This window comes from Sphingomonas bacterium, from assembly GCF_028292945.1.
In the GTDB taxonomy this organism is placed as follows: Bacteria; Pseudomonadota; Alphaproteobacteria; order Sphingomonadales; family Sphingomonadaceae; genus Sphingomonas.
On the sequence record NZ_JAQGLJ010000066.1, the window covers coordinates 1 to 13,483 of the forward strand.

Annotated in this window: 17 protein-coding genes; 14 read left to right on the top strand and 3 right to left on the bottom strand. The window is 67.1% G+C overall.

The features are described from left to right. Nucleotides 1–282: 282 nt before the first annotated feature. Nucleotides 283–765 carry an SspB family protein gene (locus tag JWN21_RS08205; RefSeq protein WP_299648205.1) on the bottom strand — a complete coding sequence of 161 codons (483 nt, stop codon included), beginning with the start codon at nucleotides 763–765 and terminating at the stop codon, nucleotides 283–285. Nucleotides 766–838: 73 nt separating this feature from the next. Between JWN21_RS08205 and hisB the strand changes: the two genes are divergently transcribed. From hisB to JWN21_RS08245, 8 genes are all read left to right on the top strand, one after another. Further along, the gene (gene hisB / locus JWN21_RS08210) at nucleotides 839–1,426 is read left to right on the top strand and encodes an imidazoleglycerol-phosphate dehydratase HisB (protein ID WP_299648208.1); all 588 of its coding nucleotides are present in this window, start codon (nucleotides 839–841) and stop codon (nucleotides 1,424–1,426) included. A 115-nt stretch (nucleotides 1,427–1,541) separates the two neighbouring features. Continuing rightward, nucleotides 1,542–2,141, top strand: a complete 600-nt coding sequence (gene hisH / locus JWN21_RS08215; RefSeq protein WP_299648211.1) for an imidazole glycerol phosphate synthase subunit HisH — start codon at nucleotides 1,542–1,544, stop codon at nucleotides 2,139–2,141. 4 nt (nucleotides 2,142–2,145) lie between these two features. Continuing rightward, nucleotides 2,146–2,880, top strand: a complete 735-nt coding sequence (gene hisA / locus JWN21_RS08220; protein ID WP_299648214.1) for a 1-(5-phosphoribosyl)-5-[(5-phosphoribosylamino)methylideneamino]imidazole-4-carboxamide isomerase — start codon at nucleotides 2,146–2,148, stop codon at nucleotides 2,878–2,880. Further along, a complete protein-coding gene (hisF, locus tag JWN21_RS08225) occupies nucleotides 2,877–3,644 on the top strand; it encodes an imidazole glycerol phosphate synthase subunit HisF (RefSeq protein ID WP_299648217.1) in 768 nt (255 codons plus the stop codon). The genes hisA and hisF overlap by 4 nt, the downstream gene beginning before the upstream one ends. A gap of 86 nt (nucleotides 3,645–3,730) precedes the next feature. After that, nucleotides 3,731–3,898 carry a hypothetical protein gene (locus JWN21_RS08230; RefSeq protein WP_299648220.1) on the top strand — a complete coding sequence of 56 codons (168 nt, stop codon included), beginning with the start codon at nucleotides 3,731–3,733 and terminating at the stop codon, nucleotides 3,896–3,898. Between the two features lie 32 nt (nucleotides 3,899–3,930). Then, nucleotides 3,931–4,251 carry a phosphoribosyl-ATP diphosphatase gene (locus JWN21_RS08235; protein ID WP_299648223.1) on the top strand — a complete coding sequence of 107 codons (321 nt, stop codon included), beginning with the start codon at nucleotides 3,931–3,933 and terminating at the stop codon, nucleotides 4,249–4,251. Next, entirely contained in the window at nucleotides 4,251–4,628 is a 378-nt protein-coding gene (locus tag JWN21_RS08240) for a histidine triad nucleotide-binding protein (protein ID WP_299648226.1), read from the top strand. The genes JWN21_RS08235 and JWN21_RS08240 overlap by 1 nt, the downstream gene beginning before the upstream one ends. A gap of 76 nt (nucleotides 4,629–4,704) precedes the next feature. Further along, nucleotides 4,705–6,276: an amino acid permease gene (locus JWN21_RS08245; RefSeq protein WP_299648229.1), complete on the top strand. Its 1,572-nt coding sequence runs from the start codon at nucleotides 4,705–4,707 to the stop codon at nucleotides 6,274–6,276. 41 nt (nucleotides 6,277–6,317) lie between these two features. On the opposite strand, the gene JWN21_RS08250 is transcribed toward JWN21_RS08245, so the two are convergent. Beyond that, nucleotides 6,318–7,313 (bottom strand): adenosine kinase, encoded by a 996-nt coding sequence (locus JWN21_RS08250; protein WP_299648231.1) that lies wholly within the window; start codon nucleotides 7,311–7,313, stop codon nucleotides 6,318–6,320. A gap of 65 nt (nucleotides 7,314–7,378) precedes the next feature. Here JWN21_RS08250 and JWN21_RS08255 point away from each other — a divergent pair, with 65 nt between their 5' ends. Continuing rightward, nucleotides 7,379–7,738 (top strand): hypothetical protein, encoded by a 360-nt coding sequence (locus JWN21_RS08255; RefSeq protein ID WP_299648234.1) that lies wholly within the window; start codon nucleotides 7,379–7,381, stop codon nucleotides 7,736–7,738. Between the two features lie 36 nt (nucleotides 7,739–7,774). After that, nucleotides 7,775–8,242 carry a DUF892 family protein gene (locus JWN21_RS08260; protein ID WP_299648238.1) on the top strand — a complete coding sequence of 156 codons (468 nt, stop codon included), beginning with the start codon at nucleotides 7,775–7,777 and terminating at the stop codon, nucleotides 8,240–8,242. Here JWN21_RS08260 and queG read toward each other — a convergent pair. Beyond that, nucleotides 8,210–9,274 (bottom strand): tRNA epoxyqueuosine(34) reductase QueG, encoded by a 1,065-nt coding sequence (gene queG / locus JWN21_RS08265; protein ID WP_299648241.1) that lies wholly within the window; start codon nucleotides 9,272–9,274, stop codon nucleotides 8,210–8,212. The two genes, JWN21_RS08260 and queG, sit on opposite strands and share 33 nt — an antisense overlap. Nucleotides 9,275–9,319: 45 nt before the next feature. On the opposite strand from queG, the gene JWN21_RS08270 reads away from it, so the two are divergent. The 4 genes from JWN21_RS08270 (at nucleotide 9,320) to msrB (ending at nucleotide 13,441) form a co-directional block, all read left to right on the top strand. Continuing rightward, complete coding sequence (locus JWN21_RS08270; protein WP_299648244.1) at nucleotides 9,320–10,225, top strand: ABC transporter ATP-binding protein; 906 nt, start codon at nucleotides 9,320–9,322, stop codon at nucleotides 10,223–10,225. Next, on the top strand, nucleotides 10,222–11,469 hold the full coding sequence (locus JWN21_RS08275) for an ABC transporter permease (RefSeq protein ID WP_299648247.1): 1,248 nt from the start codon (nucleotides 10,222–10,224) through the stop codon (nucleotides 11,467–11,469). The genes JWN21_RS08270 and JWN21_RS08275 overlap by 4 nt, the downstream gene beginning before the upstream one ends. Before the next feature lie 29 nt (nucleotides 11,470–11,498). Further along, entirely contained in the window at nucleotides 11,499–12,740 is a 1,242-nt protein-coding gene (locus tag JWN21_RS08280) for a cytochrome P450 (protein ID WP_299648250.1), read from the top strand. Between the two features lie 194 nt (nucleotides 12,741–12,934). Beyond that, nucleotides 12,935–13,441, top strand: coding sequence for a peptide-methionine (R)-S-oxide reductase MsrB (gene msrB, locus JWN21_RS08285; protein WP_299648253.1), 507 nt, complete (start codon nucleotides 12,935–12,937; stop codon nucleotides 13,439–13,441). The last annotated feature ends 42 nt before the right edge of the window (nucleotides 13,442–13,483 follow it).

Here is a 13,483-nt window from a genome sequence, read left to right on the forward strand (position 1 = left end):
CGCTCGGTATCGCCAAACGGGAAATTCTCGATCGAGCGCTGCGTCTGCGCACCCCAATAGGCGGTGACGGGAACTTCGATGGCGCCGATCGAGTCGGTTTCGGTGCGGGTGTTGGTCATATTCTACCTCGTCATGCTGAACTGGTTTCAGCATCCATGCGCGACGCACGCACTAGCGGCGGCGTCACGGGAGTAAATCCCGTGACGTCGAAGCTCGGCTGAAGCCGAGCCCGGCCGCGCTGGCGCGAGTCAACCGGACGTGGCCGGCTGCCGGGCTGGCGCGCTACTTTTTGCGCTTGAAATCCACCGCGACGACGTTGGAGCCATCCTCGACCGGGACCACCGCGCCGTCGTTCTCCGCCGGATCATGGCCGATCGCGCCGTCATCCGGGCCTTCCTGCGCCTGGAAACGCAGTTCGAAATTGACGGCCGGATCATGGAAGCCGGTCACCGCCGAATAGGGAATGACCAGCTTGGACGGGATCTGGTTGAAGCTCAGGCCCACCGAAAACCGCTGCTCGTCGACCAGCAGGTCCCAATAGCGGTTCTGCAGCACGATCGTCATCTCGTCGGGGAATCGCTCGATCAACCGGCGCGGGATATCGACGCCGGGCGCCTGCGTCTTGAACGTGATGTAGAAATGATGCTCGCCGGGCAGCCCGCCATTCTCCGCCACGGTGGTCAGCACGCGCCCCACGACGGCGCGCAGCGCCTCCTGCACGATCTCGTCATACGGTATCAAGCTGTCGGGCAGGCCGTCGGTCATGACGCCGTGGGTAGCGCGCTTTGATGCCCGGTCAAGATTGCATGGGTTGGCCTGTGCGCTATGTGACGCGGCGATGAGGCAGGCCAGCATTACCCGCAACACCGCCGAGACCCGTATCGCGGTGACGGTGAACCTCGATGGCACGGGCGAGTTCGACATCGCGACCGGGGTCGGCTTCTTCGATCACATGCTGGAACAGCTCAGCCGTCATTCGCTGATCGACCTGCATGTCCGGACGCAGGGCGATCTTCACATCGACCAGCACCATACCGTCGAGGACACCGGCATCGCGATCGGCGAGGCGGTCGCGAAGGCGCTCGGCGACAAGCGCGGCATCCGCCGCTACGGCGACGCGCTCAGTCCGATGGACGAGTGCCTGACACGGGTCGCGCTGGATATTTCGGGGCGGCCGTGGCTGGTCTGGAAGTCCGAGTTCACGCAGAAGCGGCTCGGCGAAATGGACACCGAGCTGTTCAAGCACTGGTTCCACAGCTTTGCGCAGGCGGCCGGCATCACGCTCCATGTGGAGACGCTGCACGGCGAGAATAATCACCACATAGCCGAAAGCGCATTCAAGGGCTTGGCCCGCGCTCTTCGCACCGCGGTGGAGATCGACCCACGCAAGGCGGACGCAATTCCGAGCACAAAGGGGGTTTTGTGATCCCTTCCGTCACCCTGAGCTTGTTTCAGGGTCCATGCGCGACAGTCGACTTCACGCCCGCGGGTGATGGGGACGCATGGATGCTGACACCAGTCCGGCATGACGAGGTGCTTCGTTGCTCGCGCTGATCGACATCCAGTCTGGCAATCTCCACTCGGTCGAGAATGCGCTGCGGGCGGCGGGCTGTGACGATCTAATCGTCACCGCCGACCCGGAGCAGGTCGCGGCCGCCGATCGGATCGTCCTGCCCGGTGTCGGCGCGTTCGGCGCGTGCGCGGCGAACCTGCGCGCGGTGGGCGGTCTGGAAGCCGCGCTGGGCGAGGCGGTAAACGCCGGTCGCCCTTTCCTCGGCATCTGCGTGGGCATGCAACTGATGGCTGATGCGGGTGAGGAACTGGGCGAGCATCGCGGCCTTGGCTGGATCGCTGGCCGGGTGCGTCGCCTCCAGCCCGCCACGATGGACGCCAAGGTGCCGCACATGGGTTGGAACGACATCGTGCCCGCCGGCGCCCATCCGCTGATCGAGGCGGGCGAGGCGTATTTCCTCCATTCCTTCGCGTTCGAGGGAGAGGGCGTGCTCGCAACCACCGATCATGCGGGCACCGTCACCGCCGCGATCGGTCGCGACAATCTGCTCGGCGTGCAGTTCCACCCCGAGAAGAGCCAGCGTTATGGCATTGCCCTGCTCGGGCGGTTTCTGAAGTGGCGGCCCTAGGCGCATGACCTTGATCGTATTCCCTGCCATTGATCTAAAGGCCGGTCAGGTCGTTCGTCTCGCCGAAGGGGATATGAGCCGCGCCACCGTATATGGCGACGATCCCGCCGCGCAGGCCATGCTGTTCGCGGACGCCGGCGCGGAATACCTCCACGTCGTTGATTTGGATGGGGCGTTCGCCGGGGAGTCGATCAATGGCGACGTGGTGCGGGCGATCGTCGATCGCTTCCCCGGCCACGTCCAGCTCGGCGGCGGTATCCGCACCCGCGCCTCGGTGGAGCGTTGGTTCGACTTGGGTGTGTCGCGCGTCGTCATCGGCACCGCAGCACTGGAGGATCCGGAGTTCGTCCGCGACGCCGCGCGCGACTTTCCCAGGGGCATCGTCGTCGCCGTCGACGCGCGCGACGGCATGGTCGCGATCAAGGGTTGGGCGGATGTCTCCACCACCACGGCCATCGACCTCGCCCGCCGATTCGAGGATGCCGGTGTCGCAGCATTGCTGTTCACCGACGTGGGGCGCGACGGGATGTTGAAGGGCTGCAACGTCGAGGCGACCGTGGACCTCGCACGCGCGGTACGCATCCCGGTAATTGCCAGTGGTGGGGTGAAAGGTCTGGCCGACATTCACGTTCTCGCACTTCATGCAAAGGATGGGATCGAAGGGGTTATCACCGGCCGGGCGCTATATGACGGCCGCCTCGACCTGGCAGCTGCGCTGGCAGTAGCCGCCGCCGCGTGACCCTGCGCGCGCGCGTCATTCCCTGCCTCGACGTCGCCGACGGCCGGGTCGTCAAGGGCGTCAACTTCGTATCCTTGCGCGATGCGGGCGATCCGGTCGAGCAGGCGCGCGCCTACGACGCGGCTGGGGCCGACGAGCTGTGCTTCCTCGACATCTCCGCCAGCCACGAAGGACGCGGTACCCTGCTCGACATCGTCCGGCGCACGGCGGCGGTGTGCTTCATGCCGCTAACGGTTGGCGGCGGCGTACGCTCTGCCGACGACGCACGCGCGCTGCTGCTGGCGGGCGCTGACAAGGTCGCGGTCAACTCGGCCGCCGTCGCCAGGCCCGAGGTCGTCGCTGAGATTGCTGAGCGTTTCGGCAGTCAGTGCGTCGTCGCCTCGATCGACGCACGGCGATCAGGGGACGGCTGGGAGGTCTTCACCCATGGCGGCAGGCGCGCCACCGGCCTCGACGCGGTGGCGCACGCGGTGTCGCTGGCGCAACTCGGCGCGGGTGAACTGCTCGTCACCTCGATGGACCGCGACGGGACGCGCGATGGCTACGACCTCGCTCTCACCCGTGCCATCGCCGACCGGGTGAGCGTACCGGTGGTGGCATCCGGCGGCGTCGGCACGCTCGACCATCTCGTCGCCGGCATCGTGCAAGGCCATGCGTCCGCCGTCCTCGCCGCCTCGATCTTCCATTTCGGCGAGGCCACCATCGCGGACGCGCACCGTGCGCTGGCGGCGGCGGGGGTGCCGGTGCGACGGCCGCTGGGCTGACGCGGTCGCCCGGACGTCCCCTCCGCGACGGCTGACGAAAGAAGCGAGTTGACGCGATGCTAACCCCCGACGACTAACCCGCTTCCATGGTCGCTACCCTTACCGTCGCTCATGGTCACACCGGCGTCGTCGTCCCGCGCACCGGGCCGGCGCTGTCGGACGCGGCGCTGTTCGGGGTGGCGGTCCTTGCGGTGTGGCTCGTCCGCCGCGCGCTGCGCCGCCGCTTTCCACCAGGTCCCAAGGCTCGGGATTGACCCTCCGCCCCGGCTCCGGCAGCAAGACGTGCGTGAACGACGACATCCTCGACCGCCTGCAAGCCACCATCAGCGCCCGCCGTGGGTCGGAGAGCGGCTATACCGCGCAGCTGTTCGCGCGCGGTCGCGGGCGGATCGCGCAGAAGCTCGGCGAAGAGGCGATCGAGACGGTGATCGCCGCCTGTGGCGCCGACCCGGCGGCGATCGTTCCGGAAGCCGCGGATCTTGTCTATCACCTGCTCGTCCTGCTCGCCGACGCCGGACTGACGCTGGACGACGTGCGCGCCGAACTCCAGCGGCGCGAGGGGATCGGCGGCCTCGTCGAGAAGTCGCAACGCGCGGAGCAGCCCTGATGCCGGTCGACGCCACGCTCCCTTACGATCCCTCCAACGTCTTCGCCCGCATCCTGCGCGACGAGATCCCGTCGCGGCGCGTGTACGAGGACGAGTGGGCAGTCGCCCTTCACGACATCGCTCCGGCCGCGCCGGTGCATGTGCTGGTGATCCCGCGTGGCGCATACGTCTCGTGGGACGACTTCTCGGCGCGGGCCTCGACGGACGAGATCGCCGGTTTTGTCCGCGCGGTTGGCCAAGTCGCGCGCAGCCTCGGCCTAGTGGCGCCCGGCTACCGTCTGCTCGCCAACACCGGACACCATGGCGGGCAGGAAGTGCCGCACCTCCACGTCCACCTGTTCGGCGGGCAACCGCTCGGGGCGATGCTGGCCAGATAAGCTATTGCACGGGTGCTTTTTCGCTCTAGGCTTGCGGTAAGATAAGGACGGGTCTGCCCGTCTTGGGGAAAAATGCATGCTGTTCGATCGCGTAAAGTCGCTCGATTCCATCCTGGCCACCGCCGAGAAGAAATCGCTGCACCGGACTCTCGGCTGGTTCCAGCTCACCTTGTTCGGGATCGGCTGCGTGATCGGAACGGGTATATTCGTGCTGACCGCCGCCGGCGCGCAAAAGGCCGGGCCTGGGCTGATGCTGGCGTTCGCGATCGCCGGCGCGATCTGCATAGTCGCCGCGCTCTGCTACGCAGAGATCGCGTCGATGATTCCCGTCGCGGGTTCCGCCTATACCTACACCTACGCTAGCATGGGCGAATTGCTGGCTTGGACCGTGGGCTGGGCGTTGGTGCTCGAATATGCGGTCGCCGCGTCGGCCGTGTCCGTCGGGTGGTCGGGATATTTCAGCGGCACCATCCTGAACCAGTTCTTCGGCGTCCAGCTCCCGACTTGGCTCTCGGCGGGTCCGCTGGCGCTGGGTGGTGTCGAGGGCGGCTTTATTAACTTGCCCGCCGTCCTGATCGCACTGCTCGTCACCGGCCTGCTGGTGATCGGCACCAGCGAAAGCGCCAAGGTCAATGCAGTGCTGGTCCTCATCAAGGTTGCGGCGCTCACGGTGTTCGTCGCACTCACCTTGCCCAGCGATCGGTTCTCCACCGCGAACTTCAATCCCTTTTTGCCCGCGGGCACGTTCGGCGGCTTTGGCACCGGGGTTGGCGCGGTCGGCGCTGCGGCGACCATCTTCTTCGCCTATGTCGGCTTCGATTCCGTGTCGACCGCAGCGGAGGAGACCAAGGATCCACAGCGCAACGTGCCGATCGGTCTGATCGGGTCACTGCTGTTCTGCACCGTTTTCTATATCCTGGTTGCCGCCGGTGCGATCGGCACGATCGGCGGACAGCCGATCATGGGGCCAAACGGCGTTCCCTTCCCGACCGGCTCCGAGGAACTGGCCCGCCAGTGCGCGCTGCCGCAGTTCAAGGAGGCGCTGGTCTGTTCGAATGAAGCACTGGCGCACGTGCTGCGCGTCATCGGCTTTGGGCCGATCGGCAACATGCTGGGCATCGCCGCATTCATCGCGCTGCCATCCGTTATCCTGGTGCTGCTGTTCGGCCAGACGCGCATCTTCTTCGTCATGAGCCGTGACGGCCTGCTGCCCGAGGCGCTGAGCCGCGTACATCCGAAATGGAAGACGCCGCATATCGTCACGATCATGACCGGCATCGTGGTCGCAGTCGCCGCCGCCTTCTTCCCGGTCGGCCAGCTTGCCGACTGGGCGAATGCCGGAACCTTGTTCGCGTTCATGATGGTGGCGATCTGCGTCATGATCCTGCGCCGGACCGCTCCCGATGCGAAGCGGTCCTTCCGCACCCCCCTGTTGTGGCTGGTCGGACCGGCGACAATCGCGGGCTGTATCTTTCTGTTCCTCAACCTGCCCTGGCAGGCGATCCTCGTCTTCGTGATCTGGGCGACGCTCGGCTTCATCGCTTATTTCGCGTATGGCCGTCGCGTCAGCCACATGGGGCGCGGCCTGCAGGAAACGCCCGAGGCCGAGCTGTCGAAGCTCGAGCCGGACGTGCCGGGCACTCATTGAGATCGGGGAGGCGCCCGCCTGTGCGGGCGCTTCCCACGACATCAGGCCAGATCGCCTCCGAGCGCCTTCAGGTCTGCGACCGGACGCGGGCCCATATGGCCGATGCACTCCGCCGCGCAGACTGCGCCCAGGCGGAGCGAGTCGGCCAAGCCGCGGCCCGTGACCTGCCCGTGCAGGAAGCCGGCCGCGAACAGATCGCCCGCCCCCGTCGTGTCGACCACCTTCTCGACTGGCTCCGCCTTCACCACCGTCCGCTCGCCGCCTGCGATCGCCATGGCTCCGTCGGGGCCGAGCGTCACCACCAGCAGCGGCACCTTGTCCGCCACCGCCGCGATCGCCGCCTCCAGCTCGGCGGTCTGGGTCAGCGACATCAGCTCCGCATCGTTGGCGAAGAGCACGTCGATCAACCCGCCATCGATCAACGCGCGGAACGCCGGCCGGTGGCGGTCGATCACGAACTCCGCCGACAGCGTGAACGCCACCTTGCGCCCTGCCGCGCGTGCGACGTCGATCGCGGCGCGCATCGCCGCGCGCGGCTCTTCGGGATCCCACAGATAGCCTTCGAGGTAGAGATACGCGCTGTCCTCGATGAGCGCGCGATCCAGCGCCTCGGAGGGCAGATAGTGCGACGCACCCAGGAACGTGTTCATCGTCCGCTGTCCGTCGGGCGACACGAAGATCAGGCACCGCCCCGTGGTCGGGCTGCCGGCGCGCACGGCGGTGTCGTAACGGATGCCGGCAGCACGGATGTCGTGCGCGAACACCTGACCCAGCTGATCATCGGCGACCTGGCCGATGAACCCACATGCCGAGCCCAGCGCGGCCATGCCGGCGATCGTGTTCGCCGCCGATCCACCCGACACCTCCTGCCCCGGTCCCATCTTGGCATAGAGCGCGTCGGCCTCCTCGGGCGAGAAGACCAGCTGCATCGCGCCCTTGGTCATGCCGTTGGCGGCGATGAAGTCATCCTCGGCCCGGGCGAGAATGTCGACGATGGCGTTGCCGATCGCGGTCACGGCATAGCGGGGCTGAGGCAAGACAGGCTCCTGAATGGGGAAGGAGGCCCCCTAGCCGCCGCGCGCGAGCCGCGATAGTCGGCGCCATGAAGAGCAACATTGCAATCGGAACCCTCACGCTAGCGCTAGCGGCATGCACCACCGGCACGCGGCCTGCGGTCGGGGCGGCTCCTGCCCGCTTAGCCGCGGTAGGGCTGGAACGAGTGATCGGGCAGGACGCCGGTGGGCTTACCCGCTTGTTCGGTCAGCCCGATCAGGAGGTCCGCGAAGGCACCGCGCGCAAGCTGCAGTTCGCCAGCGGCATCTGCGTGCTCGACGCGTACCTCTATCCCAAAGGCGGCCAGGCGCCGCGTGTCACCTGGCTCGACGCCCGCCAACCCGACGGCCGCGCCATCGATCGTGCCAGCTGCGTCGCGGCGCTGACCCGGCGCGACGGAGGAAGATAGCCGGAACGAGCGCCGGCGTCGCGCGCTTTGCAGCGCATGAGCAAGACGCCGAGCACCGCCGCCCTTCTCCACGTCGCGTTGCAGGATCTCCACGCCGGCAAGCTGCTGCTGCGCGATCGCCTGCCGGCGCTGGCACAGGCGGTAACCGACGCCGAGCTGGTGAGGCTAATCGAGGCGGATGTTTCCCGAGCAGGCGACCAGGCCGAGCGGCTGGGGGCCGTCGCGGCGGACCTGGCGGGGCCGAAGAACATCTGGATGGGCGGCATCCTCGACGATGCGGAACGCGACGCGCGTAGTCATCAACCCGGCCCGGTGCTCGACATCGCGCTGATCGGCGCGATCCGCAAGGCGAAGGCGGCCGAGATCGTATCGAACGACACGGCGATCGCGCTTGCGCGCAACGGCGGGCAGGAAGCGATCCTGGGCGCGGTGAACGCCAATCGCGAGGAGGAGATCGCCGTCGATCGCGCTTTAAGAGACCGGCTGGACGCGCTCACTGCCTAAACGGTCCAGCGCCCACCCTGCTGCCTCCCCCACGACCGCCGACTCGTCGTCCAGCAACGGCCGTAACGATGCGATCAGCGTTGGATCGCCGCTGTTTCCCGCTGCGATCGCGACGTTGCGTACGAAGCGGTCGCGCCCGATCCGCTTGATCGGCGACCCCGCGAACACCTGACGAAATTCGGCATCGTCCAGCGCGAGCAGGTCGGCCAGCGCCGGCGCGACCAGCTCGGCGCGCGGGTGGAACGCCATCTGCGCATGCGCGGCGGCGGCGAACTTGTTCCACGGGCAGACCGCCAGACAGTCGTCGCAACCATAGATGCGGTTGCCGATCGCCGCGCGGAACTCGTGCGGGATCGGGCCGGCATGTTCGATCGTCAGATAGGAGATGCAGCGCCGCGCATCGAGGCGGTAGGGTGCCGGAAACGCATCCGTCGGGCACGCGCGCTGGCAGGCATCGCACGACCCGCAGCTGCCCGGATGCGCGGTGTCGGGCCGCAGCTCGAGGGTCGTGTAGATCGCGCCCAGGAACAACCAGCTGCCATGGTCGCGGCTGACGAGGTTGGTGTGCTTGCCCTGCCATCCCAGCCCCGCCGCCTCGGCGAGCGGCTTCTCCATCACCGGCGCCGTGTCGACGAACACCTTCAGGTCGCAGGCGGCATCCCGCGCCAGCCAGCCGCCAAGCGCCTTCAGCTGCCGCTTGACGAGGTCGTGATAGTCGCCGCCCTGTGCATAGACCGAAACGCGCCCGACAGCGCCCTCGTCAGCCAGCCGCAGAGGATTTTCGGCCGGCGCATAGCTCATGCCGAGTGAGATCACGGAGCGAACATGGGGCCACAAACCCGCCGGCGACCCACGCTCCTCCGCTCGCGCGGCCATCCAGATCATGTCGCCGTGACAGCCGTCGGCCAGCCATTGCCGTAGCCGCGCGCCCGCCTTCGGCGCCGCATCGGCGCGCGCGATCCCGCAGGCCGCAAACCCCAGTTCGACGGCCTTTGCCTTGATCCGCGTTTCCAGAGGCTTGTCTTGCGCCACGCGGCCCCGCTACCACGCCGTCACCAATCGAGGGTAGCGTTACGCGTGCAGGATGAATGGGCGATCACCGCCAGCGGATTGGTCAAGCGATTTGGCGATCGGCGCGTTGTCGATGGCGTCGACATCCAGGTCCCGCGCGGGCGCATCTATGGCGTGCTCGGCCCCAACGGGGCGGGCAAGACCACGACGCTGCGGATGCTGCTCGGCATCATCGAACCCGATGGCGGCACACGCACGCTGCTTGGCCACGACCGCCCGCGCGATGCCAGCGACCGCGTCGGCTACCTGCCCGAGGAGCGCGGGCTGTATCCGGCGATGAAGGCGCGCGAGGCGATCGCCTTCATGGGCGCGCTGCGTGGGCTGCCGTGGCGCACCGGCCGGGCGCGGGCGGTCGAGCTGCTGGAGGGCGCAGGCCTTGGTCATGCGGTCGACACCAAGATCCGCAAGTTGTCCAAGGGCATGGCGCAGCTGGTGCAGCTGCTGGGCTCGGTGGTCCACAAGCCCGATCTGCTGGTGCTCGACGAGCCGTTCTCCGGGCTAGATCCGGTGAATCAGGAAGGGCTGGAGCGGCTGATCCTCGCCGAGCGCGATCGGGGGGCGACCGTGCTGTTCTCCACCCACGTCATGGCGCATGCCGAACGGCTGTGCGACCGGCTGGCGATCATCGCCGGTGGCAAGCGGCGGTTCGAGGGCACTGTCGCTGACGCGCGGTCGACGCTGCCCGAGCGGGTACAGTACACTCCGCGCGCCGATATCGACGGCGCCGGCGCGTTGCTGCCGGCCGACGCGGTGCGTGACGGCGACAGTTGGCGCTTTCAGCTGCCCGAGGGCGGCATCGAGGCGCTGCTCGCGCGGCTGATTGCCGCCGGTCACGGCATCGCTGGACTGCAGATCGAGCGGCCGGGACTGCACGACGCCTTCGTGCGCATCGTCGGCGAGCAGACGAAGTGAGCAACTTCCGCCGTCTCGTCCGCCAGACGCTCACCATCGCCCGTCGCGACTTCATCGCCACCGTGTTCACGCCGATCTTCCTGCTGTTCCTGTTTGCGCCGCTCATCATGGGCGCGTTCGGCGCGGTCGGCGGGTTGGGCGCGCAGTCGGTGGCCTCCAGCTCGGGCGACCGCGCGCGCATCGTCGCGATCGTGCCCGACGATCTCAAGCAGCCGCTCGTGGCGGTCGATACCCGGCTGCGCGCCGCGTTTCGCGACAAGTCGGAGGCACCCGCCACGATGATCACCCTGCGACCCTCGACCGATGTCGCGGCGCAGGCTCGCGCGGTGTTCGCCTCGCCGGACTACGACGCCTGGGCGGTAATGTTCGGGCCCCTCGACCGGCCCCACATCCTGTATCACCCCCGCGGCAACCGGGCCGCCGCTTACCTGCAGCTGATCGCCGAGGACACGCTGGCCGGGCAACGGCTCGGTGGCGCGATGCCGCGCGTGCAGGCGGTCAAGATCGCCATGCAGCGCGAACGCGCCACGGCGGGCGGGCGCAACCAGTCGGCCTTTCTGGCCGTGTTCGGTATCTTCTTCCTGACGCTGTTCCTCGCGGGGCAGGTGGTCGGGACGATGGCGGAGGAGCGCAACAACAAGGTGATCGAGGTACTCGCCGCCGCCGTGCCGCTGGAGGCGGTGTTCGGCGGCAAGTTGCTCGGCATGTTCGGCGTGGCGGTGCTGTTCGTCGCTTTCTGGGCCACCGTAGTGAGCCAGATCGGCGCGCTGATGCCGCCTGGCTTCGCGGCGGGACTGACCGAACTGGCACCGGCGGTGGGCGGACCCACGTTTGCGCTGCTGTTCGGCGCTTATTTCTGCATGGCGTATCTGCTGCTCGGGTCGGTGTTTCTGGGGGTTGGCGCGCAGGCGTCGACGATGCGCGAGATCCAGATGTTGTCCTTGCCGATCACGATCCTGCAGGTTGGGATGTTTGCTTTGGCGACCGCGGCGGCGTCCAACCCCGGCACGACGCTTGCCCTGGTGGCAGAGGTATTTCCGCTCTCGTCTCCCTTCGCGATGGCCGGTCGCGCGGCGAACTCGCCCGAGCTGTGGCCTCATGTCGCAGCGCTGCTGTGGCAGCTGTTGTGGGTGGCGATCTTCATCACCGTCGGCGCGCGGCTGTTCCGGCGCGGCGTGTTGCAGTCGGGCAGCGCCAGGCCGTTCTGGAAGCGGCGCAAGGCTATTGACACTGGTGTAAGTTAAGCCACAATCCGGCGCAAAAGGAGAGCTTAATGGCCACCCTCGCGCCCGAACCCGCCCAGGCCCGCCCTGTCGACCCGCTCGACGTCAGCCGCGCGGCTCTGTACCGCGACGATGTCTGGCTCGCGCCATTCAAGCGACTGCGCGCCGAGGCACCCGTCTATCGCTGCGAACATAGCGACTACGGCCCCTATTGGTCGGTGTCGTCCTACAAGCCGATCGTCGAGGTGGAGTCGCTGCCGGACCTGTATTCGTCAGAGCTCGGCGGCATCACGCTCGCCGACTTCCTGCCCGACAGCGACATCCGCATGCCGATGTTCATCGCGCGCGATCGCCCGATCCACACCGGCCAGCGCCGCACGGTCGCACCCGCGTTCACGCCGAGCGAGATGACGCGCATGTCCGACGACATCCGCCGCCGCACCGGCGAGATCCTCGACAGCCTGCCGTGGAACACTCAATTCGACTGGGTCGACACCGTATCGGTCGAGCTGACCACCCAAATGCTGGCGCTGTTGTTCGACTTTCCGTGGGAGGATCGGCGCAAGCTGACCTTCTGGTCCGACTGGGCCGGCGATATCGAGATCGTCAAGGACGAGACGATGCGCAAGGAACGCCTCCAGCACATGTACGAGTGCGGCGCCTATTTCCAGAATCTGTGGAACGCCAAGGTCGGCAAGCCGCAGACGCCCGACCTCATCTCCATGATGATCCATTCGGACGCGATGAAGGAGATGGATCACTATGAATTCATCGGCAACCTGATCCTGCTGATCGTCGGCGGCAACGACACGACGCGCAATTCGATGTCGGCGCTGGCGTACGGGCTGGACCTTTTTCCCGAAGAGCGCGCCAAGCTGGAGGCGGACCCGTCGCTGATCGGCAACACGGTGCAGGAGGTGATCCGCTGGCAGACCCCGCTCGCGCACATGCGCCGCACCGCGACGCAGGACACCGAGCTGATGGGGCAGCAGATCAAGGCCGGCGACAAGCTGGCGCTCTGGTACATCTCCGCCAATCGCGACGAGAGTGTGTTCGGCGACGATGCCGACATCCTGCGCGTCGACCGGCCCAACGCACGCCGTCATCTGGCGTTCGGCCACGGCATCCACCGCTGCGTCGGCGCGCGTCTAGCCGAGATGCAGATCAGCATGTTGCTGGAGGAAATGGCCAAGCGCCGCATGCGCGTGAACGTCGTCGGTGAGCCGGAGCGCGTCGCTGCGTGCTTCGTGCATGGCTACAGGAAGCTGCCGGTGGAGATTTCGCGGTATTGATGGCCGCAACTGCGTTGACCCGATCACCTCGCCACCCTGAACTTGTTTCAGGGTCCACGGTCAGTCCGGGCGAGCGGCTCGTAAAGCGGCGTGGCGCTTGTCTCCACCGTGGATGCTGAAACGAGTTCAGCACCACGGGTAGCGTGAGGCAAGCGGCCCCTCCCCTGACCGAACGCAATGCCTATATGCTTTGAATGCAAAGCGTAACCTTCCCCACGCGCCGTCACCTTGTCGGTCTCACAGGCCTTGGCATTGCGGGGTTCGCGATCGGTGGCTGCGGTGGTGCGACGGCGAAGACGCAGGAGCGGTTCGCGTTCCAGCTTACCGATGCGGAGTGGAAGAAGCGCTTGTCGCCCGCCGCGTATCGGACATTGCGGCATGAGGACACCGAGCGGCCGGGAACGAGCCCGCTGAACGGCGAAAAGCGCGCAGGCGTCTATTCCTGTGCCGGTTGCAAGCTGCCATTGTTCAGCTCGCGCACAAAGTTCGAGAGCGGCACGGGCTGGCCGAGCTTCTGGGCGCCGCTCGCGAATGCGGTCGCTACCAAATCGGACACGTCGCTGTTCGGGGAGCGGGTCGAGGTGCATTGTCGCCGGTGTGGCGGGCATCTGGGCCATGTGTTCGACGATGGGCCGAAGCCGACGGGCAAACGCTATTGCATGAATGGCGTCGCGATGACGTTCGCGGCGGGTCGGGCCTAATTCTCTTCGTCATGCCGAACTCGTTTCAGCATCCATGCGCGA